General features: G+C 70.9%; 21 protein-coding genes and 1 tRNA gene. 13 read left to right on the top strand and 9 right to left on the bottom strand.

The features are described 5' to 3' along the window. From N4P33_RS10495 to N4P33_RS10470, 6 genes are all read left to right on the top strand, one after another. On the top strand, window positions 1–879 hold an 879-nt coding region (locus N4P33_RS10495; RefSeq protein ID WP_313904496.1), incomplete at its 5' end, for a carbonic anhydrase. Window positions 880–1,116: 237 nt separating this feature from the next. Further along, window positions 1,117–3,072 carry an acetate--CoA ligase gene (gene acs, locus N4P33_RS10490; RefSeq protein ID WP_260826064.1) on the top strand — a complete coding sequence of 652 codons (1,956 nt, stop codon included), beginning with the start codon at window positions 1,117–1,119 and terminating at the stop codon, window positions 3,070–3,072. A 215-nt stretch (window positions 3,073–3,287) separates the two neighbouring features. After that, window positions 3,288–4,724, top strand: coding sequence for a Na+/H+ antiporter NhaA (gene nhaA / locus N4P33_RS10485; protein WP_260826063.1), 1,437 nt, complete (start codon window positions 3,288–3,290; stop codon window positions 4,722–4,724). 103 nt (window positions 4,725–4,827) lie between these two features. Continuing rightward, window positions 4,828–5,325, top strand: a complete 498-nt coding sequence (locus tag N4P33_RS10480) for a phage holin family protein (protein ID WP_260826062.1) — start codon at window positions 4,828–4,830, stop codon at window positions 5,323–5,325. Next, window positions 5,322–6,269 carry an alpha/beta fold hydrolase gene (locus N4P33_RS10475; protein ID WP_260826061.1) on the top strand — a complete coding sequence of 316 codons (948 nt, stop codon included), beginning with the start codon at window positions 5,322–5,324 and terminating at the stop codon, window positions 6,267–6,269. Before N4P33_RS10480 ends, N4P33_RS10475 begins: the two co-directional genes overlap by 4 nt. Before the next feature lie 94 nt (window positions 6,270–6,363). After that, window positions 6,364–6,546 (top strand): hypothetical protein, encoded by a 183-nt coding sequence (locus N4P33_RS10470; RefSeq protein WP_260826060.1) that lies wholly within the window; start codon window positions 6,364–6,366, stop codon window positions 6,544–6,546. Window positions 6,547–6,576: 30 nt separating this feature from the next. Here the strand turns inward: N4P33_RS10470 and N4P33_RS10465 are convergent, their stop codons facing one another. The 3 genes from N4P33_RS10465 to nth form a co-directional block, all read right to left on the bottom strand. After that, on the bottom strand, window positions 6,577–7,776 hold the full coding sequence (locus N4P33_RS10465; protein ID WP_260826059.1) for a MarP family serine protease: 1,200 nt from the start codon (window positions 7,774–7,776) through the stop codon (window positions 6,577–6,579). A gap of 48 nt (window positions 7,777–7,824) precedes the next feature. Beyond that, on the bottom strand, window positions 7,825–8,520 hold the full coding sequence (locus N4P33_RS10460; RefSeq protein ID WP_260826058.1) for a CoA pyrophosphatase: 696 nt from the start codon (window positions 8,518–8,520) through the stop codon (window positions 7,825–7,827). A gap of 133 nt (window positions 8,521–8,653) precedes the next feature. Next, the gene (gene nth / locus N4P33_RS10455; RefSeq protein WP_260826057.1) at window positions 8,654–9,820 is read right to left on the bottom strand and encodes an endonuclease III; all 1,167 of its coding nucleotides are present in this window, start codon (window positions 9,818–9,820) and stop codon (window positions 8,654–8,656) included. A gap of 335 nt (window positions 9,821–10,155) precedes the next feature. On the opposite strand from nth, the gene N4P33_RS10450 reads away from it, so the two are divergent. After that, window positions 10,156–10,830: a Crp/Fnr family transcriptional regulator gene (locus tag N4P33_RS10450; protein WP_010031945.1), complete on the top strand. Its 675-nt coding sequence runs from the start codon at window positions 10,156–10,158 to the stop codon at window positions 10,828–10,830. Window positions 10,831–10,914: 84 nt separating this feature from the next. Here N4P33_RS10450 and N4P33_RS10445 read toward each other — a convergent pair whose 3' ends face one another. The 4 genes from N4P33_RS10445 to N4P33_RS10430 form a co-directional block, all read right to left on the bottom strand. Then, entirely contained in the window at window positions 10,915–11,745 is an 831-nt protein-coding gene (locus tag N4P33_RS10445; protein WP_260826056.1) for an MBL fold metallo-hydrolase, read from the bottom strand. Continuing rightward, window positions 11,742–12,623, bottom strand: coding sequence for an NUDIX hydrolase (locus N4P33_RS10440; RefSeq protein WP_260826055.1), 882 nt, complete (start codon window positions 12,621–12,623; stop codon window positions 11,742–11,744). The genes N4P33_RS10445 and N4P33_RS10440 overlap by 4 nt, the downstream gene beginning before the upstream one ends. A 163-nt stretch (window positions 12,624–12,786) precedes the next feature. Then, entirely contained in the window at window positions 12,787–13,251 is a 465-nt protein-coding gene (locus N4P33_RS10435; RefSeq protein WP_260826054.1) for a RidA family protein, read from the bottom strand. Next, a complete protein-coding gene (locus tag N4P33_RS10430; RefSeq protein WP_142194045.1) occupies window positions 13,248–13,409 on the bottom strand; it encodes a DUF4177 domain-containing protein in 162 nt (53 codons plus the stop codon). The genes N4P33_RS10435 and N4P33_RS10430 overlap by 4 nt, the downstream gene beginning before the upstream one ends. Window positions 13,410–13,525: 116 nt before the next feature. On the opposite strand from N4P33_RS10430, the gene N4P33_RS10425 reads away from it, so the two are divergent. Then, window positions 13,526–14,503 (top strand): ArsA-related P-loop ATPase, encoded by a 978-nt coding sequence (locus tag N4P33_RS10425; protein WP_260826053.1) that lies wholly within the window; start codon window positions 13,526–13,528, stop codon window positions 14,501–14,503. 76 nt (window positions 14,504–14,579) lie between these two features. Then, window positions 14,580–15,950 (top strand): ArsA family ATPase, encoded by a 1,371-nt coding sequence (locus tag N4P33_RS10420; RefSeq protein WP_260826052.1) that lies wholly within the window; start codon window positions 14,580–14,582, stop codon window positions 15,948–15,950. 331 nt (window positions 15,951–16,281) lie between these two features. Here the strand turns inward: N4P33_RS10420 and wblA are convergent, their stop codons facing one another. Continuing rightward, window positions 16,282–16,620, bottom strand: coding sequence for a transcriptional regulator WblA (wblA, locus tag N4P33_RS10415; protein ID WP_260826066.1), 339 nt, complete (start codon window positions 16,618–16,620; stop codon window positions 16,282–16,284). A 452-nt stretch (window positions 16,621–17,072) separates the two neighbouring features. Between wblA and N4P33_RS10410 the strand changes: the two genes are divergently transcribed. Continuing rightward, window positions 17,073–19,364, top strand: a complete 2,292-nt coding sequence (locus tag N4P33_RS10410) for a transglycosylase domain-containing protein (protein WP_260826051.1) — start codon at window positions 17,073–17,075, stop codon at window positions 19,362–19,364. A 113-nt stretch (window positions 19,365–19,477) separates the two neighbouring features. Here the strand turns inward: N4P33_RS10410 and N4P33_RS10405 are convergent, their stop codons facing one another. Continuing rightward, window positions 19,478–19,942: a GatB/YqeY domain-containing protein gene (locus tag N4P33_RS10405; protein WP_260826050.1), complete on the bottom strand. Its 465-nt coding sequence runs from the start codon at window positions 19,940–19,942 to the stop codon at window positions 19,478–19,480. Window positions 19,943–20,098: 156 nt separating this feature from the next. On the opposite strand from N4P33_RS10405, the gene N4P33_RS10400 reads away from it, so the two are divergent. From N4P33_RS10400 to N4P33_RS10390, 3 genes are all read left to right on the top strand, one after another. Continuing rightward, complete coding sequence (locus tag N4P33_RS10400) at window positions 20,099–21,025, top strand: metallophosphoesterase (protein WP_260826049.1); 927 nt, start codon at window positions 20,099–20,101, stop codon at window positions 21,023–21,025. 78 nt (window positions 21,026–21,103) lie between these two features. Next, window positions 21,104–21,847 (top strand): Pr6Pr family membrane protein, encoded by a 744-nt coding sequence (locus N4P33_RS10395; protein WP_260826048.1) that lies wholly within the window; start codon window positions 21,104–21,106, stop codon window positions 21,845–21,847. Between the two features lie 66 nt (window positions 21,848–21,913). Beyond that, window positions 21,914–21,987, top strand: a tRNA-Pro gene (locus N4P33_RS10390). Window positions 21,988–22,026 lie beyond the last annotated feature (39 nt).

Here is a 22,026-nt window from a genome sequence, read left to right as displayed (position 1 = left end):
CCACCCGGAGACCCCACGCCGACCGGCAGCCCGGCCCCGCCCGGAGACGCCACGCCGACCGGCAGCACAGCGCCCAGAAACGCCACGCCGCCCCGCGACACGGCCCCGGCCCGCGACGCCACCCCGGCCAAGGACCCGGCGTGCCCCGCACCCCTCGACGTCCGGCCCTCCCCCCTAGGTGCAAGCAGCCGACGGGAGTCGGTCGGCAGCGGAGGGCTGGAACTCGTGCGCGGTATCAGCGCGTTCCAGCGGAACACCGCTCCGCTGGTGCGCGGTGAGCTGGCGCGGCTGGCGCGCGAGGGGCAGCGGCCCACTCAGCTCTTCCTCACCTGCGCCGACTCACGGCTGGTCACCTCGATGATCACCTCCAGTGGTCCGGGCGACCTGTTCGTGGTGCGCAACGTCGGCAATCTGGTGCCGCCGCCCGGCGAGGAGAGCGGGGACGACTCGGTGGCCGCCGCCATCGAGTACGCGGTGGACGTGCTGGCCGTGCGCTCCATCACGGTCTGCGGCCACTCGGGGTGCGGTGCGATGCAGGCACTGCTCGGCTCGGAGACGTCCGGCGCCCGCACTCCGCTCAGGCGCTGGCTGCGGCACGGGCTGCCCAGCCTGGAGCGCATGGGTGACAAGGGTGCGTCCCGACCGGGGCTGGCGGGAAGAGCGCCCGCGGACGCGGTGGAGGAGCTGTGCCTGGCCAATGTGGTCCAGCAGTTGGAGCACCTGCGCGCCCACGAGTCGGTGGCCCGTGCCCTCAAGGACGGGCGGCTCGAAGTGCACGGGCTGTACTTCCACGTGGGTGAGGCGCAGACGTACCTCCTCACGGAGACGGACCGGGAGCCGGTGTTCGAGCGGGTGCGGGCGGTGGACCTGGTGGTGTGAGTGACCCGTCCGGGTGTGAGAGGCGTTACACCTCCTGAACCGGCTTGCTCCGTGGCCCGTGGGAAGGGATGACCGCGCAACCCGGTCGGACCCCACCCCCCGAGACCGCGACACCGTAAGCAGGCCACACACCCGGACAGGTCTAAACCAATGTGCCGTCGACCCTTGTCAGCGCACCCCCGCGTCTGATGAGCTGTGGCCTGGGACACAACGGACACCCTGGGAAAGGCAGATGCCGTGAGCAACGAGAGCCTGGCCAACCTGCTGAGGGAGGAGCGTCGCTTCGCGCCGCCCGCTGACCTGGCCGCGAACGCCAATGTCACGGCCGAGGCGTACGAACAGGCCAAGGCTGACAGGCTCGGCTTCTGGGCCGAGCAGGCCCGCCGACTGACCTGGGCCAAGGAGCCCACCGAGACCCTCGACTGGTCGAACCCGCCGTTCGCCAAGTGGTTCACGGACGGCGAGCTCAACGTCGCCTACAACTGCGTCGACCGTCATGTGGAGGCCGGGCACGGCGACCGGGTCGCCATCCACTTCGAGGGCGAGCCGGGCGACAGCCGCGCCATCACCTACGCCCAGCTCAAGGACGAGGTCTCCAAGGCCGCCAACGCCCTGCTGGAGCTGGGTGTTCGCAAGGGCGACCGGGTCGCCGTCTATATGCCGATGATCCCCGAGACGGCCGTCGCGATGCTGGCCTGCGCCCGCATCGGCGCCGCCCATTCGGTCGTCTTCGGCGGCTTCTCGGCGGACGCGCTCGCCACCCGGATCGAGGACGCCGACGCCAAGGTCGTCATCACCGCCGACGGCGGCTACCGGCGCGGCAAGCCCTCCGCGCTCAAGCCGGCCGTGGACGAGGCGGTCGGACGCGTGCAGAGCGTGGAGCATGTGCTCGTCGTCCGCCGCACCGGCCAGGACGTCGGCTGGACCGAGGGCCGCGACGTGTGGTGGCACGACGTGGTGGAGCGCCAGAGCTCGGAGCACACCCCGGAGGCGTTCGAGGCCGAGCACCCGCTGTTCATCCTCTACACCTCCGGCACCACGGGTAAGCCGAAGGGCATCCTGCACACCTCCGGTGGCTACCTCACGCAGACGGCGTACACGCACCACGCCGTCTTCGACCTGAAGCCGGAGACGGACGTGTACTGGTGCACGGCCGACGTCGGCTGGGTCACCGGGCACTCGTACATCGTCTACGGGCCGCTGGCCAACGGCGCCACGCAGGTCATGTACGAGGGCACGCCCGACACCCCGCACCAGGGCCGCTTCTGGGAGATCGTGCAGAAGTACGGCGTCACGATCCTCTACACGGCGCCGACCGCGATCCGGACGTTCATGAAGTGGGGTGACGACATCCCCGCGAAGTTCGACCTCAGCAGCCTGCGGGTGCTCGGTTCCGTCGGTGAGCCGATCAACCCCGAGGCGTGGATCTGGTACCGCAAGAACATCGGCGCGGACCGCACCCCGGTGGTCGACACCTGGTGGCAGACCGAGACGGGCGCCATGATGATCTCGCCGCTGCCCGGCGTGACCGAGGCCAAGCCCGGCTCCGCGCAGCGCCCGCTGCCCGGTATCTCCGCGACCGTCGTCGACGACGAGGCGCACGAGGTGCCCAACGGCGGCGGTGGCTACCTGGTCCTCACCGAGCCGTGGCCGTCGATGCTGCGCACCATCTGGGGCGACGACCAGCGGTTCATCGACACGTACTGGTCCCGCTTCGAGGGCAAGTACTTCGCCGGGGACGGCGCCAAGAAGGACGACGACGGCGACATCTGGCTGCTCGGCCGGGTCGACGACGTGATGCTGGTGTCCGGGCACAACATCTCCACCACGGAGGTGGAGTCCGCGCTGGTGTCCCACCCGTCGGTCGCCGAGGCGGCCGTGGTCGGCGCGGCCGACGAGACCACCGGGCAGGCGATCGTCGCGTTCGTGATCCTGCGGGGTACGGCGGCGGAGACCGAGGACCTGGTCGCCGAGCTGCGCAACCACGTGGGCACTACGCTCGGCCCGATCGCCAAGCCCAAGCGGATCCTGCCGGTGGCGGAGCTGCCGAAGACCCGCTCCGGCAAGATCATGCGCCGCCTGCTGCGGGACGTCGCGGAGAACCGCCAGCTCGGTGACGTCACCACCCTGACCGACAGCACGGTCATGGACCTCATCCAGGCGAAACTGCCGCAGTCGCCCAGCGAGGACTGAACCCCGCGTCCAGCGGACTGAACGGCCCGTGACGAGGCACCCGGCGAAGCCTTCGCCGGGTGCCTCGTCGTCTCACGGAACGCCTCCCCTGCACGTCACGGAAGTTCCGCGGGTAAGCTCAAGAACACGTAAGAGACTCATCAAGATCCTCATGGTGCGCCGGGAAGTCTGGTCGGCACGTGTTCCGTGCTGCCCATCGACCGGAGGTCCCCGCCGTGACCGCGCCCCGCACTCCCACCCCCCGCAAGGTTCTCGGACGCCTCTCGCTGCCCGAGCGGACCTTCGTGGCGGATGCGCTGCGCGCCGAGACCGTCGGTGGTGTGCTGCTGCTCCTGGCCGCCGTCGTCGCGCTGATCTGGGCGAACGTCCCCGCGCTGCACGACAGCTACGAGAGCGTCAGCCACTTCCACTTCGGTCCCGAGGCCCTCGGGCTGAACCTGTCCGTGGAGCACTGGGCCGCCGACGGACTGCTCGCGATCTTCTTCTTCGTCGCCGGGATCGAGCTCAAGCGTGAACTCGTCGCCGGTGATCTGCGCGATCCGCGGGCCGCCGTGCTGCCGGTCGTCGCGGCCCTGTGCGGCATGGCCGCTCCGGCGCTGGTCTACACGCTCACCGCGAGCGCCGGGGGCGGATCGCTGGCCGGCTGGGCGGTGCCCACCGCGACCGACATCGCCTTCGCACTCGCCGTGCTCGCCGTCATCGGCACGTCCCTCCCGAGCGCGCTGCGCGCCTTCCTGCTGACCCTCGCCGTCGTCGACGACCTGTTCGCCATCCTGATCATCGCGGTGTTCTTCACCGACCACCTGAACTTCGCGGCCCTCGGCGGCGCGCTCGCGGGCCTCGCCGTCTTCTGGCTGCTGCTGCGCAAGGGCATACGCGGCTGGTACGTGTACGTACCACTCGCCCTGATGATCTGGGCGCTGATGTACAACAGCGGCATCCACGCCACCATCGCCGGTGTCGCCATGGGCCTGATGCTGCGCTGCCACCGTCACGAGGGCGAGGAGCACTCGCCGGGCGAGCACATCGAGCATCTCGTGCGTCCGCTGTCGGCGGGGCTCGCGGTGCCGCTGTTCGCGCTGTTCAGCGCGGGTGTGGCCGTCTCGGGCGGCGCGATCGCGGACGTCTTCACCACGCCGGAGACCCTCGGCGTGGTCCTCGGACTGGTCGTCGGCAAGACGCTCGGCATCTTCGGCGGGACCTGGCTGACGGCGCGCTTCACCAGGGCGTCGCTCAGTGACGATCTGGAATGGGCGGACGTCTTCGCGGTGGCCACCCTCGCCGGGATCGGCTTCACCGTGTCGCTGCTCATCGGCGAACTCGCCTTCGAGGACGACGCGTCGATGACGGACAGCGTCAAGGCCGCCGTCCTGACCGGCTCGGTGCTGGCGACCCTGCTGGCGTCGGTGCTGCTGAAGCTGCGCAACGCCAAGTACCGCAGGCTCACCGAGGAGGAGGAGCGCGACGAGGACCTCAGCGGCGTCCCGGACATCTACGAGGTCGACGACCCGGCGTACCACCTGCGCATGGCCGAGATCCACGAGCGCAAGGCCGCCGAGCACCGGCGACTCGCCGAGGAGAAGGCCGCCGAGCGGCAGCGGCTTGCCGAAGTGATGGGCGGGGCAGGCGAGGAGGAGGACCGTCGGGCATGATCTGACGAGACGGTACAAAAGCGGGACGGTACAAAAGTCGGAACCGTACGCAGACGAGCCGGCGGGCGAGCCAGCACCCGGCCGGCGGAAGAGGGAGAACGCGATGAGCGCACCCGACGGCAGCCCGGTCGGCGCCGAACGCACCATCGGACAGCTGTTCGCCTCGGCGACGGCGGACATGTCGGCGCTGGTGCACGACGAGATCGCGCTGGCGAAGGCGCAGCTCAGGCAGGACGTCAAGCGCGGCGCGACCAGCGGTGGCGCGTTCATGGCGGCCGGTGTCCTGCTCCTGTTCTCCCTGCCGATGCTCAACTTCGCCCTCGCGTACGGCATTCACACCTGGAGCGACTGGAACCTCGCGGTCTGCTTCCTGCTGTCCTTCGCCGCGAACGTACTGATCGCGGGCCTCCTCGCGCTGATCGGCGTGGTCTTCGCCAAGAAGGCCAAGCAGGGCCGGGGCCCGCAGAAGGTCGCCGCGTCGGTGAAGGAGACGGCGGGCGTGCTGCAGAACGCCAAGCCGCACCCGCGTCCCGAGCGCCCGGCGCTGCCGCAGGACCGCGCACCGCAGGCCATCGAGGCTGTGGCACGCTCGTCCTCATGACGGACCCCGCCGCTTTCCCGCCGCAAGGCGCCTCGGTCGTACGCCTCGACCTCCCCGACGCCGAGGTGACCCACCGGGATGTCGCCGCCAACGGCGCCCGCTTCCACATCGCGGAAGCCGGTGACGGGCCGCTGGTGCTGCTGCTGCACGGCTTCCCCCAGTTCTGGTGGACCTGGCGGCACCAGCTCATCGCGCTCGCCGAGGCCGGGTTCCGGGCCGTCGCCATGGACCTGCGGGGCGTCGGCGGCAGCGACCGCACCCCGCGCGGCTACGACCCGGCCAACCTCGCCCTGGACATCACCGGAGTGATCCGCTCCCTGGGCGAGCCGGACGCCGCGCTGGTCGGGCACGACCTGGGCGGCTACCTGGCGTGGACGGCGGCGGCGATGCGGCCCAAGCTGGTGCGGCGGCTGGCGGTGGCGTCCATGCCGCACCCGCGGCGCTGGCGCTCGGCGATGCTCGCCGACGTCAAGCAGTCGGCCGCGATGTCCCACATCTGGGGGTTCCAGCGGCCGTGGATCCCGGAGCGTCGGCTCACCGCCGACGACGGGGCCCTCGTCGCCCGGCTCATCCAGGACTGGTCGGGGCCGCGCCTGCCGGACGAGGAGGCCCTGGAGATCTACCGGCGGGCCATGTGCATCCCGTCCACGGCGCACTGCTCGATCGAGCCGTACCGCTGGCTGGTGCGCTCGCTCGCCCGCCCGGACGGCATCCAGTTCAACCGCCGGATGAAGCGGCCGGTACGGGTGCCGACGCTCCATCTGCACGGCTCGCTCGACCCGGTGATGCGCACGCGCAGCGCGGCGGGGTCGGGAGAGTACGTGGAGGCCCCGTACCGCTGGCGCCTGTTCGACGGACTCGGGCACTTCCCGCACGAGGAGGATCCGGTCGCTTTCTCCGCAGAACTGGTCAACTGGCTGAAGGATCCCGAGCCGGATCGGTAACCAAGCGGACGCTGCCCGTACTTGCCCGGCGCATAGGCCAATTGGGCGCCCGCCAGGCGGTTATCGACCTTGGGGCGGGGGCAGACGTCGGGGTATGGGCTGGACGCACGACTACAGTGACGCAAGCCGCAATCGCCGCTCGGCGAGCGGTATGGCTTCCCACCAGCGAGGCGGTGCACCTCAGATGGCAGGTACGGACCTCAGGGTGGGAATTCCGCGCATCCTCCGCCGCCGGGCCCGCTGGGTCTCGGTACGCCTGCGCCACCCCAGGGGCTGACCACCGCCCGGGCCCGGTCCACACCGGCGACTACAGCGCGCAGCTGTCGCTGTCCACCTCACGGTTCGCGGTACGCCCCTTGGCGATGTCCTCCCGGATCTCGTCCACGGTGAGCGCGTACCCGGTCTCGGCGTCGTCCCGCGACTTCGCGAAGATCACGCCGTAGACCTTTCCGTCGGTGCTCAGCAGGGGGCCACCGGAGTTGCCCTCCCGGACGGTCGCGTACAGGGAGTACACATCGCGCCGGACCGTGCCGCGGTGGTAGATGTCGGCGCCGCTGGCCGTGATGCGCCCCCGCACGCGCGCGGCCCGCACGTCGTACGCCCCGTTCTCCGGGAAACCGGCGACGATCGCGCTGTCGCCGCTGCTCGCGTCCTCGGTCGTGAACCGCAGCGCCGGCGCCTTCATGTCGGGGACGTCGAGGACCGCGATGTCGCGCTCCCAGTCGTAGAGGACGACTGTCGCGTCGTACTTCCTGCCCTCGCCGCCTATCTGCACGGTCGGTTCGTCGATGCCGCCCACGACATGCGCGTTGGTCATCACCCGGCGCTCGGCGAAGACGAAGCCGGTGCCCTCCAGGACCTTGCCGCAACCCTCCGCGGTGCCCATGACCTTGACGATGGAGCGCTGCGCCCGGGTGGCGACGGGGCTGTTCGCGAGGGCCGGGTCCGGGGGCCGGACGTCGTTGATCGGCTCGCTGGCGAACGGGCTGAAGACCTGCGGAAAGCCGTTCTGCGCGAGGATGGAGGAGAAATCGGCGAACCAGGTGTCGGCCCGGTCGGGCAGCACTCTGGACACCCCGAGCAGCACCTTGGAGCTGCGCACCTCCTTGCCGAGCGCCGTCAGCGTCGTACCGGCGAGGGCGGAGCCGATCAGCCACGCGACCAGCAGCATCGCGACCACGTTGACCAGGGCGCCGCCGGTGGCGTCGAGCGCGCGGGCCGGGGACCAGGAGATGTAGCGGCGCAGCTTGTTGCCGAGGTGCGTGGTCAGGGCCTGGCCGATGGACGCGCACACGATGACGACGACGACCGCGACGACGGCGGCGGTGGTGCCGACCTCGGCGTCGTCCGTGACGGCGTCCCAGATCACGGGCAGCACATACACGGCGGCGAGGCCGCCGCCCAGGAAGCCGATCACCGACAGGATGCCGACGACGAAGCCCTGGCGGTAGCCGACGACCGCGAACCACACGGCGGCGACCAGCAACAGGATGTCCAGCACGTTCACCGCTTCAAGCCTCGCCTCGTCACTCGCCTCGCTCCGGCGCCCACCCTGTCATGACCGCCAGTCCAGCGGGACCCGCCGGTCCCGGTCCCAGGGGCGCTCCCACCCGGCGAAATGCAGCAGCCGGTCGATGAGCCCGGCCGTGAAGCCCCACACCAGGGCCGATTCGACCAGGAATGCCGGGCCCTGATGACCGCGGGGATGGACGGCGGTCGCACGGTTGTCCGGGTCGGTGAGATCCGCCACGGGGACCGTGAAGACCCGGGCGGTCTCGTTCGGGTCCACGACGCCCACGGGGCTGGGGACGCGCCACCAGCCCAGCACCGGGGTGACGACGAAGCCGCTCACCGGGATGTACAGCTTGGGCAGGACGCCGAAGACCTGGACGCCGGACGGATCGAGCCCGGTCTCCTCCTCGGCCTCCCGCAGCGCCGCCCGCAGCGGGCCGTCACCGAGCGGATCGCCGTCCTCCGGATCGAGGGCGCCGCCCGGGAAGGACGGCTGCCCGGCGTGCGAGCGCAGTGAGCTCGCCCGCTCCATCAGCAGCAGCTCGGGCCCGCGCTCGCCCTCGCCGAACAGGATGAGCACGGCGGACTGGCGGCCCGCGCCGTCCTTCGGGGGCAGGAAGCGGCTCAGCTGGCGCGGTGCGACCGTCTCCGCCGCGCGCACCACCGGGTCCAGCCAGGCGGGCAGGCCCTCCTTGCTGATCGTCACCGGCCCGCCCCGCGTGTTGCTCGCCCGCGTCATCGCCACCCCCCTCGTCCCGGCCTGCGCGGTCTCGTCTCGTCCTGCGGGTGCAACGCCCGGAGACCCCGCGATCGTTCCGCGACACGCCGCCCCGTGGGACGTCCCGTACCTCCCGTACGGCCCGTGCGTCCCGTCATCCGGCCCCCAGCGGCGGGGCGGGACGGCCGCCCGCGTCCAGGTAGGCCTGCGGCGGCTTCAGACGCTGGCCCGGCAGGCCGCCCTTCTCGTACTTCAGCAGCTTCTTCGCCTTCTCCGGGTCCGTCTCGCCCTCGCCGTACGCCGGGCAGAGCGCGGCGATGGGGCAGGCGCCGCAGGCCGGCTTGCGGGCGTGGCAGATGCGGCGGCCGTGCCAGATGACGTGGTGCGAGAGGTCGGTCCAGTCGCTCTTGGGGAACAGCGCGCCGACGGCCGCCTCGATCTTGTCGGGGTCGGTCTCCTCCGTCCACCGCCAGCGGCGTACGAGGCGCTGGAAGTGGGTGTCCACGGTGATGCCGGGGCGGCCGAAGGCGTTGCCGAGCACGACGAAGGCGGTCTTGCGGCCGACGCCGGGCAGTTTGACGAGGTCCTCGAGCCGGCCGGGGACCTCGCCGCCGAAGTCCTCCACGAGCGCCTTGGAAAGCCCCATCACCGAACGGGTCTTGGCACGGAAGAAGCCGCACGGGCGCAGGATCTCCTCCACCTCCTCGGGGTTGGCGGCGGCCAGGTCCTCGGGGGTGGGGTACTTCGCGAAGAGGGCGGGGGTCGTCTGATTGACCCGCAGGTCCGTGGTCTGGGCCGACAGGACGGTGGCGACGACGAGTTGGAAGGGGTTGTCGAAGTCCAGCTCGGGGTGGGCGTACGGATACACCTCGGCGAGCTCCCGGTTGATCCGCCGCGCACGGCGCACGAGCGCGGTACGGGACTCGCCCTTGCCCGGATGGACGACGGCCTTCGCCGGAGCGGCCTTGACGGCGGCGGTGGCCTTCTTGGGCGCGACGAGGGGCTTCTTGACGGCGGGGGCCTTCTTGAGGGGGGCGGATTTCTTGGCGGGCGGGGCCTTTTTGGCGGGCGCCTTCTTCGCGGGCGCGGCCTTCTTCGTGGCCGCCTTCTTGGCCGCGGTCTTCTTGGCGGGCGCGGCCTTCTTCGCCGCCGCCTTCTCGCCAGGCGCAGTCTTCCCCGCAGCCGCCGCCTTCTTGGTGGCCGCCTTCCTGTCAGGCGCAGCCTTCTTCGCGGTCGCCTTCTTGGCAGGCGCAGCCTTCTTCGTCGCCGCGCCCCGCTCCTCGGACGCGCCGCTCTCCGGCGCCGTCGGCTTCCTCCTCACCGGCGCCCTCTTTGCCGCTTTCGCCGTTTCCCTACCGCCATCGGGGCCCTGTTCGCCCACAGCGGAATCACGACGTACAGCCACCCGCGCAGCCCCCTCTGCCTGTGCTCTCACCGGCGATTTGGACACCCGGCCAGCCTACGGCCCGGCACCGACATCCGCCCCGGACCCCGAAGATCGGCGCCCAATTGGACCCCTGCCGCGTACCCCGGCAGGCCGGTGCGGCATCCTTGTGACAGATCACACTGTTTGGACCGTCCGGCAAAATGGGCACCACGGTCCCCTGGTACGTGGGGGAGCAAGATCCCCTGAGCAGGTCGACAAGGAGAGAACTCGTGGACGACGTTCTGCGGCGGAACCCGCTTTTCGCGGCGCTCGATGACGAGCAGGCCGCGGAGCTTCGCGCCTCCATGAGTGAGGTGACTCTGGCACGGGGCGACTCCCTGTTCCACGAGGGCGACCCCGGAGACCGGCTCTACGTGGTCACCGAGGGCAAGGTCAAGCTGCACCGCACCTCACCCGACGGCCGCGAGAACATGCTGGCCGTCGTCGGCCCCGGCGAACTCATCGGCGAGCTGTCGCTCTTCGACCCGGGCCCGCGCACCGCGACGGCCACGGCGCTGACCGAGGTGAAGCTGCTGGGCCTCGGCCACGGCGACCTCCAGCCCTGGCTGAACGCCCGCCCCGAGGTCGCCACGGCCCTGCTGCGTGCCGTCGCACGCCGGCTGCGCAAGACCAACGACGCCATGTCGGACCTGGTCTTCTCGGACGTCCCGGGCCGTGTCGCCCGCGCCCTGCTGGACCTGTCCCGCCGCTTCGGCGTGCAGTCCGAGGAGGGCATCCACGTGGTGCACGACCTCACGCAGGAGGAGCTGGCCCAGCTGGTCGGCGCGTCCCGCGAGACGGTCAACAAGGCCCTCGCCGACTTCGCCCAGCGCGGCTGGCTGCGCCTGGAGGCCCGCGCGGTGATCCTCCTGGACGTCGAGCGCCTGGCGAAGCGCTCGCGCTGACCCCACACGCCGGTACGCCCGCACACACGCGCCGGAGCCCCGCCTCACTCCCCGTGAGGCGGGGCTCCGCGCGTCCGGGCCGCCTTAGATGAGCCCGTGCTCCTGCAGATACTCCAGCTGCGCCCGTACGGAGAGCTCCGCCGCCGGCCACAGGGAGCGGTCCACGTCCGCGTACACGTGGGCGACGACCTCCGCGGGCGTACGGTGACCGTCCTCGACGGCCGTCTCCACCTGGGCGAGCCGGTGGGCGCGATGGGCGAGGTAGTACTCGACGGCGCCCTGGGCGTCCTCCAGGACGGGCCCGTGGCCGGGCAGGACGGTGTGGACGCCGTCGTCGACCGTGAGGGAGCGCAGGCGCCGCAGGGTGTCCAGATAGTCGCCGAGGCGCCCGTCGGGGTGGGCCACCACGGTCGTGCCGCGCCCCAGGATGGTGTCGCCGGTCAGGACGGCCCGGTCGGCCGGCAGGTGGAAGGAGAGGGAGTCCGCGGTGTGCCCGGGCGTCGGTACGACCCGCAGCTCCAGGCCGCCCACCGTGATGACGTCTCCTGCGGCCAGCCCCTCGTCCCCGAGCCGCAGCGCCGGGTCGAGGGCGCGCACCTTCGTGCCGGTCAGCTCGGCGAACCTGCCCGCGCCCTCGGCGTGGTCGGGGTGACCGTGCGTCAGCAGGGTGAGGGCGATGCGCTTGCCGGCCTGCTCGGCCGTGACGACGACATGCCGCAGATGGCCCTCGTCCAGCGGACCCGGGTCGACGACGACCGCCAGCGGCGAGTCCGGCTCGGAGAGGATCCAGGTGTTGGTGCCGTCCAGGGTCATCGCCGAGGGGTTCGGCGCCAGGACGTTCACCGCGCGCGGTGTCGCCGGGCCGGAGAGGACCCCGCCCCGTGGCTGGCCCGGAAGGGTGCTGGCGTCCGTCATGCGGGGGCTCCACCGGTCGGGATGTGCTTGGTGAACTCGTCGTGGCCCGGCCAGGAGAGCACGATCTCCCCGTCCTCCAGGCGCGCGGTGGCCAGGACGGGGGTCAGATCCCGGGCGGGCGCCGCGTCGAGCGCCTCGGCCGCGCTGCCGTACGGCGACAGCTGGCGCAGGGTCGAGATGGTCGGCGGCATCATCAGCAGCTCGCCCTTGTCGTACGCGGCGGCCGCCTCGCGCGGGGCGATCCACACCGTGCGGTCGGCCTCCGTGGAGGCGTTGCGGGTGCGCTGGCCCTCGGGGAGCGCGGCGACGAAGAACCACGTGTCGTAGCGGCGCGGCTCGAACTCCGGGGTGATCCAGCGCGTCCACGCGCCGAGCAGGTCGGAGCGCAGGACCAGCCCGCGCCGGTCGAGGAACTCCGCGAAGGAGACCTCCCGTGCGACGAGTGCGGCGCGGTCCGCCTCCCAGTCGTCGCCGGTGGTGTCGCCGACCACCGTGTCGGCGGTCGGCCCGGCGAGCAGGACGCCGGCCTCCTCGTACGTCTCGCGCACCGCCGCGCAGACGATCGCCTGGGCGCCCGTCTCGTCGACGCCGAGCCGGTCCGCCCACCACGCGCGCGTGGGGCCCGCCCAGCGGATGTGCCGCTCGTCGTCCCGCGGGTCGACACCGCCGCCGGGATAGGCGTAGGCGCCGCCCGCGAAGGCCATGGACGTACGGCGGCGCAGCATGTGCACGACAGTGCCGTCCGCGGTGTCCTTGAGCAGCATCACGGTGGCCGCCCGCTTCGGGGCGACCGGCGTGAGCGTCCCCTCGGCGAGCGCCCTGATCCGCTCCGGCCACTCCGGCGGGTACCACTGCCCGCCAGCCTGCACATTCGCCATGGCCGGAGGCTATCTGCTGACGCCCAGATGTTCGAGTGACAGAGGGAACACCAGGCGCCCCAAGGGGGCACGGGGAACTGCGCGACCAGCCACGACGCGGCGCGGCACCCGCGCACCGACCGGAACGCCCCGAGCTCGCCGGCGGACTGCTCCCCGCTGGAAGCTACTGCGCCAGTTCCACCTGGATCTCGACCTCCACCGGCGCATCCAGCGGCAGCACCGCGACGCCCACGGCACTGCGCGCGTGCACACCCTTCTCGCCGAGCACCTCACCGAGCAGCTCACTCGCCCCGTTGAGAACCGCCGGCTGCCCGGTGAAGTCCGCGGCGGAGGCGACGAACCCCACCACCTTCACCACGCGCGCGACCCGGTCCAGATCCCCGGCGACGGACTTGACCGCGGCGAGGGCGTTCAGAGCACACGTGCGCGCCAGCTCCTTGGCCTCCTCGGGGGTGACCTCCGCGCCGACCTTGCCGGTGACCGGCAGCTTGCCGTCCACCATGGGCAGCTGGCCGGCGGTGTAGACGTACGGGCCCGACTGCACGGCGGGCTGGTACGCCGCCAGCGGCGGGACGACCTCCGGCAGGCGCAGGCCGAGCTCGGCCAGCTTCGCCTCGACGGCGCTCATCCCTGCTTCTCCCGCTTCAGGTAGGCCACCAGCTGCTCGGGGTTGTTCGGCCCGGGCACGACCTGGACGAGCTCCCAGCCGTCCTCGCCCCAGGTGTCCAGAATCTGCTTCGTGGCATGGACGAGCAGCGGCACAGTCGCGTATTCCCACTTGGTCATGGGGCCGACTCTAGCCGCAACGGCGGACACCGCCGCAGCGACCGCCGCGGTGACATGTCCGCGGAAGTCGCCCCCGGAGCCGCCGGGGCGCGGGGCGAGGAATTAGGCTCGAAGACGTGAGCAGGCTCCAGGTCGTCAGTGGCAAGGGCGGAACCGGCAAGACCACGGTGGCCGCGGCCCTCGCGCTGGCCCTGGCCACGGAGGGGAAGCGGACGCTTCTCGTCGAGGTCGAGGGCCGCCAGGGCATCGCACAGCTCTTCGAGACGGAGGCGTTGCCGTATGAGGAGCGGAAGATCGCCGTCGCTCCGGGCGGGGGCGAGGTGCACGCCCTGGCCATCGATCCCGAACTGGCCCTTCTGGACTACCTCCAGATGTTCTACAAGATGGGCGGCGCCGGACGCGCCCTGAAGAAGCTCGGCGCGATCGACTTCGCCACCACCATCGCGCCCGGCCTCAGGGACGTCCTGCTGACCGGCAAGGCGTGCGAGGCGGTCCGGCGCAAGGACAGGAGCGGGAAGTTCGTCTACGACTACGTCGTGATGGACGCGCCGCCGACCGGGCGCATCACCCGCTTCCTCAACGTCAACGACGAGGTCGCCGGGCTCGCCAAGATCGGCCCGATACACAATCAGGCGCAGGCCGTGATGCGGGTGCTGAAGTCGCCCGAGACGGCGGTGCACCTGGTGACGCTGCTGGAGGAGATGCCGGTCCAGGAGACCGCGGACGGCATCGCCGAGCTGCGCGCGGCCCGACTGCCGGTGGGCAGGATCATCGTGAACATGGTGCGGCCGGCGCTGCTGGATCCGGCCGACCTGGAACTCGTGGGGAGCGTCCCGCGTTCTTCCATCGCACGGGCACTGTCGTCCGCCGGTCTCGGCGGAGCGCGGCGCGGCGGACACGCCGAGCGGCTGGTGGACCCCTTGCTCGCGCAGGCGGAGGAGTACGCCGAGCGGCACGCGCTGGAGACCGAGCAGCGGGCGGTGCTGGCGGACCTCGGCCTGCCGCTGCACGAACTGCCGCTGTTCGCGGAGGGCATGGACCTCGCGGGTTTGTACCAACTGGCCCGGGAACTCCGCAGACAGAGCGTCTCGTGAGCCCGCCCCGCCCTCACCACCCACTTCATGACGGCGGATTCGCCACACGTCGGACGTATCGGAAGCAGGGGATGACATGAGCCGTCCGGAACCGGCCCAGACGCACGACCCGGCCGCCCGTCACCACCTCTCCCCCACGCGCGCCCTCGACATCGACCCGCTGATCGAGGACCCGGACACCCGGATCGTGGTGTGCTGCGGCGCGGGCGGCGTCGGCAAGACGACCACCGCCGCGGCGCTCGGTCTGCGCGCGGCCGAGCGGGGCCGCAAGGTGGTCGTCCTCACCATCGACCCGGCCCGCAGGCTCGCCCAGTCGATGGGCATCGACTCGCTCGACAACACCCCGCGCCGGGTGAAGGGCATCGACGACTCCGCCGGCGGCGAACTGCACGCCATGATGCTCGACATGAAGCGCACCTTCGACGAGATCGTCGAGGCGCACGCGGATCCCGAGCGGGCCGCCGCGATCCTGGGCAACCCCTTCTACCAGTCGCTCTCGGCGGGCTTCGCGGGCACGCAGGAGTACATGGCGATGGAGAAGCTGGGCCAGCTGCGGTCCCGCGACGAGTGGGACCTGATCGTCGTCGACACCCCGCCGTCGCGCTCCGCGCTGGACTTCCTGGACGCGCCCAAGCGGCTGGGCTCCTTCCTCGACGGCAAGCTCATCCGCGTCCTGCTCGCACCGGCGAAGGTCGGCGGCCGGGCGGGGATGAAGTTCCTGAACGTCGGCATGTCGATGATGACGGGCGCGCTGGGCAAGCTGCTGGGCGGTCAGCTGCTGAAGGACGTCCAGACGTTCGTGGCCGCGATGGACTCCATGTTCGGCGGGTTCCGTACGCGCGCGGACGCCACGTACAAGCTGCTCCAGGCGCCCGGGACGGCGTTCCTGGTGGTGGCGGCCCCGGAGCGGGACGCGCTGCGCGAGGCCGCGTACTTCGTGGAACGGCTGGCCGCGGAGAACATGCCGCTCGCCGGTCTGGTGCTCAACCGGGTCCACGGCAGCGGCGCCGACCGGCTGTCGGCCGAGCGGGCCGTCGCCGCCGCGGAAAATCTTGAGGACTCCCGCATTGTGGATCAGGAGGACGGGAAAGCTGGACTTCGTACCTCTCCCGGCAACTCCCTGAGCACAGACGACAGTTCAGAATCACCAGCGGATGAGCAGCCCGGCACCCCCGACGCACTCGACGCTCCCGACGAAGGCTCCCCCGCCGACGCGGAGCGGTCCGTGGACCGGTTCACCGCGGGCCTGCTGAGGCTGCACGCCGAGCGGATGCATCTGCTCGCCCGCGAGCAGCGCACACGCGACCGTTTCACCGCGCTCCACCCCGAGGTGGCGGTGACCGAAGTGGCCGCGCTGCCCGGCGATGTGCACGATCTCGCTGGCCTGCGGGACATCGGCGACCGGCTCGCCAACCACCGGCCGGAGCTGCCCGAGGCAAGCGCCTGACGCCCGAGACGGAACGGACGGCCGAGCCAACCCTGGCGCCCGAGCAGGAGCCGGACGGCCGAGGGAACCCTGACGCTCGGCAAGAAACCGGCCGATGAGCGACCGCAAGGCACATGAGACCGCACGGCGAGCGACACCCGAACCACGAGCCTCACGAAAGGCGAACGAACCCGGAGGCGCATGAGACCGGCCGAGGCGCTTGAGACCGGCCGGAAGAGCCGAACGCACGAGGCCGGGCGGTGGAACCGAACGCCCGAGGCCGGGCAGGCAGAACCGAACGCCTGAAAACAGCCGGCGGAGCCGATCAGCGCCGAGAACCCCCCGAGGGTCCTCAGCTCACCGCGGCGTAGTTCTCGTAGACCTCGTCGTCGCCCAGCGGGACGACGCCCGATCCCCGCTCGTACTCCGAGCGCGCGGTCTCGAGGAGCCGGCGCCATGAAGTGACGGTGGGCCGCCGGCGCAGCAACGCCCGGCGCTCACGCTCCGTCATGCCTCCCCACACGCCGAACTCGACGCGGTTGTCCAGCGCGTCGGCCAGACATTCGGTGCGTACCGGACATCCGGTGCACACCGCCTTGGCCCTGTTCTGCGCTGCTCCCTGAACGAACAGTTCATCCGGATCGGTAGTGCGGCAGGCAGCCTGCGCACTCCAGTCGGTAACCCAGCCCATACCGGCGCCGTCCTCTCCCGAATCGAGGCTCCCCCACGGCGGCAGCGGCATATTCACCGCCGCCAGTTGAGGACGTTACGGAAGGTGGGCACAGCGCAACACCCCCAGCGGGCCCAATCTTGAATGGTCCGAACGGACTATGGGTAAGCGGCAGATCACCCGGGGGAGTGAGCTGGCGACATGCGCGACAATCCCGGCATATGGGGTCAGTTCAGTTGCGTCACAACGGACACCAAGTGACACACAAGGCGGATCCGGACACGTACTCAACTCACCCTCGACTCACCCCGCGACGCATCCGAAGACAGCCGAGGAAAAGAAAGTCGAGAAGATCCGGAACGATTCGGGGTCGCCGGACGTATTGATACGTGGCCTCACTGCTGTGACAGTTGAGAGCAGCTTAGGCCAAGGCATATACGCCTGTCCGGCGAATGAGAACGTAGGCTGCTCCCATGCCAAACAAGCGCTCGGGCGGTGGTCTGTCTCCCACGCAGCAGGCCGCCAAGTTCCTCGGTGTCAGTGTCCTCGCAGGAGCGGTGCTGGCCGGCATCGCGCTGCCCGCGGTGGGCGCGCTGGGGCTGGCGGCCAAGGGCTCGGTCGAGAGCTTCGACGAACTCCCGGCCAACCTGAAGACCCCGCCGCTGAGCCAGCGCACCACGATCCTCGACGCCCAGGGCGGCCAGATCGCCACGGTCTACTCACGCAACCGCACGGTGGTCGAGCTCAAGGACATCTCGCCGTACATGCAGAAGGCGATCGTCGCGATCGAGGACTCGCGCTTCTACCAGCACGGCGCCGTCGACCTGAAGGGCGTCCTGCGCGCGCTCAACCGCAACGCGCAGGAGGGCGGCGTCGCCGAGGGCGCGTCCACGCTCACGCAGCAGTACGTGAAGAACGTCTTCGTCGAGGAGGCCGGCGACGACCCGACGAAGGTCGCCGAGGCCACCCAGCAGACCCTGGGCCGCAAGATCCGCGAACTGAAGTACGCGATCCAGGTCGAGGAGGAGCTGGGCAAGAAGAAGATCCTCGAGAACTACCTGAACATCACGTTCTTCGGCCAGCAAGCCTACGGCGTGGAGGCCGCCGCCCAGCGCTACTTCTCCAAGTCCGCCGAGGACCTCAACCTCCAGGAGTCCGCCCTCCTCGCCGGCATCGTCCAGTCACCGAGCCGCTACGACCCGGTGAACGACGAGGCGGAGGCCAAGAAGCGGCGCAACGTGGTGCTGCAGCGGATGGCCGAGGTCGGCGACATCTCCCAGGAGGAGGCCGACAAGGCGGCGAAGACCCCGCTCGGACTGAAGGTCAACAAGCCGCAGAACGGCTGCATCACGGCGGTCAAGGGCGCGGGCTTCTTCTGCGACTACGTGCGCGAGGTGTTCCTCAACGACCCGGTCTTCGGCAAGACGAAGGAGGCCCGGGCGAAGATCTGGAACCGCGGCGGTCTGACGATCCGTACGACGATGGACCCGCAGGCGCAGGAGTCCGTGCAGCAGTCGGTCAAGGACCACGTCAACCAGAGCGACGACGTGGCGACCGCCGCCACCATCGTCGAGCCCGGCACCGGCAAGATCCTGGCGATGGGCCAGTCGCGGCCGTACGGCATCGACACGAAGAACAACGAGACGACGATCAACCTCTCGGTCGACGCCGCCATGGGCGGCGGGGCGGGCTACCAGCCCGGTTCGACGTTCAAGCCGATCGTGGCCGCGGCCGCCCTGGAGAACGGGGTACCGCCGACCAAGACGTACGCCGCGCCGTACAAGATGGACTACCCCTCCCCCGTCCAGGCCTGCGACGGCAAGGTCTGGAACGAGAAGGGCGTCCCGGTCGAGAACGAGAACGAGTCGGAGGTCGGCCCGTACGGGATGAAGGAGGCGACCGCCAAGTCGGTCAACACCTACTACATCGAGCTGATCAGTGAGATCGGCATCTGCCCGGTCACCGAGATGGCGAAGAAGATGGGCGTCGAGCGGGCCGACGGCGGAAAGATGGCGCAGGCCCCGTCGATCGCGCTCGGCACGCAGGAGATGTCCCCGCTGACCATGGCGGCCGGCTACGCCACCTTCGCCTCGCGCGGCATGTACTGCACCCCGATCGCCATCGAGTCGATCAGCCAGCGGATCGGCAACAAGCAGAAGTCGCTCCAGGTGCCGAAGTCGACGTGCTCGCGGGCGATGTCGGAGCAGACCGCCGACACCGTCAACACGCTGCTGAAGGGCGTGGTCGAGGACGGTACGGGCAGGCAAGCCGGTCTTGACGACCGCGCGAGCGCCGGTAAGACCGGCACGACGGACGAACGGTACGCGGCCTGGTTCGTGGGATACACGCCCAACATGGCCGGTGCGGTGTGGGTCGGTGATCCGGCGCACAAGCGCAAGATGATCAACATCACCATCGGCGGCCAGTGGCACGCCAAGGTCTTCGGCGGCGCGGTACCCGGCCCGATCTGGGGCGACATGATGAGCGGCGCGCTGGAGGGCAAGGACGCCAACGACTTCAACCTCGTGCACATCCCCGACGGCGGCGACCGTGACCGGGGCGACGACGAGGACGAGGGCGGCGACGAGCGCGACAACGGCGACGGCGGCTTCATCGGCGGCCTGATCGGCGGGGGCAACGGCAACGGTGGCGGCGGTGGCGGCAATGGCGGGGGCAACGGCGGCGGCCCGGAGCCGGACCCGACGTTCTCCATCCCGGAGGGGTTCATCCAGGGGCCGGGGAACGGGCCGGGGGGCCGGGACTGAGAGGCATCCCCAGAGCGACGTCGGCCCCTTCCTCCCGTACCAGGGAGGAAGGGGCCGTTCGCATGCAGAGCCGCCCGTGAGGCGTGCGTGCGGAGCGTGCGGGAAAGGCCGTGTCAGCCGGCCAGCAGCTTCTTCACCGCGGCGGCGACGCGGCCGCCCTCCGCCTGACCGGCGACCTTCGGGTTCACGATCTTCATGACGGCGCCCATGGCCCGCGGCCCCTCGGCGCCGGCCGCCTTCGCCTCCTCGACCGCCTGGGCGACGATCGCGTCCAGCTCGTCGTCGGACAGCTGCTTGGGCAGGTACTGCGCGAGCACCTCGCCCTCCGCCTTCTCCCGCTCGGCCTGCTCGGCGCGACCGCCCTGCGCGAAGGCGTCGGCCGCCTCGCGGCGCTTCTTCGCCTCGCGGGTGATCACCTTGAGGACCTCGTCGTCGGAGAGCTCGCGCTTCTCCTTGCCCGCGACCTCCTCCTTGGTGATCGCGGCGAGCGTCAGCCGGAGCGTCGAGGAGCGGAGCTCGTCGCGCTCCTTGATCGCGGCGTTGAGGTCATCCTGCAGCTTCGACTTGAGCGTGGTCATGACTTGATTGTCGCAGGTGCGCGGGGCAGGACGCCTGCTGATTTAAGGGGCGTACGGGAAGGGGCTGTTCATGTGCGGGGGCGCGGCCGGACGGCGTGGCACGGCAACCGACCGGCGTGGCACGGCGGCTGAGCGGCGTCTGACACGATGGGGCGTATGCGCGCGCGATACGGAATCCCCCTGGGTATCACGGCGGCCGGTGCCGCCGGACTGCTGTACGCGGCGGGCTTCGAGGCCCGCTCCTTCCGTCTGCGGCGGGTGACGGTCCCCGTCCTTCCGGCCGGGATGCGCCCCCTGCGCGTGCTGCAGGTCTCCGACATCCACATGGTCAGCGGCCAGCGCAAGAAGCAGCGCTGGCTGCGCTCGCTGGCGGGACTGCGCCCCGACTTCGTGATCAACACGGGCGACAACCTGTCCGACCCCGAGGGCGTGCCGGAGGTGCTGGACTCGCTGGGCCCGCTGATGGAGTTCCCGGGGGCGTACGTCTTCGGCTCCAACGACTACTACGGCCCCCGGCTGCGCAACCCCGCCCGCTATCTGATCGAGAAGGCCCAGGGGAAGCACGGCCTGAACGGCAATCCGCCGGCCGTCGGCGCCGTCCACAACCCGTGGGAGGACATCCGGGACGGTTTCGACGCGGCGGGCTGGCTGAACCTGACGAACACCAGGGGCACGCTGAAGATCGAGGGCGTGTCGATCGAGCTGACGGGACTGGACGACCCGCACATCAAGCGGGACCGGTACGCGGAGGTGGCCGGGGGCCCGTCGTCCTCGGCGGACTTCTCGATGGGCGTGGTCCACGCCCCGTACCTGCGCGTCCTGGACGCCTACACGGCCGACGGCTACCCGCTGATCCTGGCCGGCCACACCCACGGCGGCCAGCTGTGCATCCCCTTCTACGGCGCCCTGGTCACCAACTGCGACCTGGACACGGACCGCGTGAAGGGCCTGTCCACGCACACGTCCGAGGGCCACACTTCCTACCTCCACGTCTCGGCGGGCTGCGGCACGAACCGGTACACCCCGGTCCGCTTCGCGTGCCCCCCGGAGGCGACGCTGCTGACGCTGACGAGCCGGGAGTAACCAGACCGCACTGGGAGAGGTAACCCGGACAGCCCACGGGAAATCGCACCGAACGGGTCGGCCTCCCACGCTGGAGGCATGACAGCCCCGATACCCAGGGACATCCCGGACCTCCCCGCCCTCCCGGGTGCGACTCCCTCCCTCCTGCCCTCCCCGGTCCCGGCCCGGGCCGTGGTCCCCCCGGTACGCCGCCCGCTGGTGGCGGCGTACCGCGCGCTCCTGGCGCTGACGGCCACGGCAGCGGTCACCGCCGAGCTGCTCCTCGGCAGCCCCACCCGGGTGCTGAGCTACTTCTCGATCCAGAGCACGCTCCTGCTGGTGGTGGTCACGCTGGCATCGGCCCGCCGAGCCTGGACGGCCCGCCACCCCCTCCCGGGCGCGATCACCGGCGCGACGCTCCTCTACGTGACGATGGCGGCCCTGGTCCACCACGTGCTCCTGGCGGGCGCGACGCCGGCGTTCTCCATGACGGGCGAGGCAGGCACGCTGGAGACGATCGCGGCGCACACCCTGCACACGGTGATCCCGGCCGCGGCCCTGCTGGACTGGCTCCTGCTCTCACCCCCGGCCCGCACGCACATCCGCCAGGCCACGACGTGGATGCTGTACCCCTTGGCCTACCTGGCCTTCACCCTGGCCCGCGGCGAACTGCTCCCCGGCAGCCCGACCGCCTACCTCTACCCCTTCCTCGACGTCACCCAGGACGGCTACAAGAGCGTCCTCGCCAACGCCCTCCTCGTGGGCCTCTCCTTCTACGCCCTGGCCGCCCTCCTGGTCGCCCTGGACCACACCCGCCCGAACCCGGTCCGCCGCCGCCGCTAAACCGGATTTCGCCTCCAGCCACCAGTGGGCTAAAGTAAACGTCGTCGCCGCGACAGCAGCGACGATCGGGGTGTAGCGCAGCTTGGCAGCGCGCTTCGTTCGGGACGAAGAGGTCGTGGGTTCAAATCCCGCCACCCCGACAGCGAAATAGCAGTTCAGAGGGCCCTCACCGAGTTGGT

It is taken from the genome of Streptomyces sp. 15-116A, from assembly GCF_025290915.1.
Classification (GTDB): Bacteria; Actinomycetota; Actinomycetes; order Streptomycetales; family Streptomycetaceae; genus Streptomyces.
This window is presented reverse-complemented; position numbering and strand designations above follow the sequence as displayed.

Bases quoted from the DNA above. Each gene is read 5' to 3' on its own strand.
- N4P33_RS10480 (WP_260826062.1), top strand. From the start codon at position 4,828: ATGAGCGCACCCGACGGCAGCCCGGTCGGCGCCGAACGCACCATCGGA.
- N4P33_RS10475 (WP_260826061.1), top strand. From the start codon at position 5,322: ATGACGGACCCCGCCGCTTTCCCGCCGCAAGGCGCCTCGGTCGTACGC.
- N4P33_RS10470 (WP_260826060.1), top strand. From the start codon at position 6,364: ATGGGCTGGACGCACGACTACAGTGACGCAAGCCGCAATCGCCGCTCG.
- N4P33_RS10460 (WP_260826058.1), bottom strand. From the start codon at position 8,520: ATGACGCGGGCGAGCAACACGCGGGGCGGGCCGGTGACGATCAGCAAG.
- N4P33_RS10445 (WP_260826056.1), bottom strand. From the start codon at position 11,745: ATGACGGACGCCAGCACCCTTCCGGGCCAGCCACGGGGCGGGGTCCTC.
- N4P33_RS10440 (WP_260826055.1), bottom strand. From the start codon at position 12,623: ATGGCGAATGTGCAGGCTGGCGGGCAGTGGTACCCGCCGGAGTGGCCG.
- N4P33_RS10435 (WP_260826054.1), bottom strand. From the start codon at position 13,251: ATGAGCGCCGTCGAGGCGAAGCTGGCCGAGCTCGGCCTGCGCCTGCCG.
- N4P33_RS10430 (WP_142194045.1), bottom strand. From the start codon at position 13,409: ATGACCAAGTGGGAATACGCGACTGTGCCGCTGCTCGTCCATGCCACG.
- N4P33_RS10420 (WP_260826052.1), top strand. From the start codon at position 14,580: ATGAGCCGTCCGGAACCGGCCCAGACGCACGACCCGGCCGCCCGTCAC.
- wblA (WP_260826066.1), bottom strand. From the start codon at position 16,620: ATGGGCTGGGTTACCGACTGGAGTGCGCAGGCTGCCTGCCGCACTACC.
- N4P33_RS10410 (WP_260826051.1), top strand. From the start codon at position 17,073: ATGCCAAACAAGCGCTCGGGCGGTGGTCTGTCTCCCACGCAGCAGGCC.
- N4P33_RS10405 (WP_260826050.1), bottom strand. From the start codon at position 19,942: ATGACCACGCTCAAGTCGAAGCTGCAGGATGACCTCAACGCCGCGATC.
- N4P33_RS10400 (WP_260826049.1), top strand. From the start codon at position 20,099: ATGCGCGCGCGATACGGAATCCCCCTGGGTATCACGGCGGCCGGTGCC.
- N4P33_RS10395 (WP_260826048.1), top strand. From the start codon at position 21,104: ATGACAGCCCCGATACCCAGGGACATCCCGGACCTCCCCGCCCTCCCG.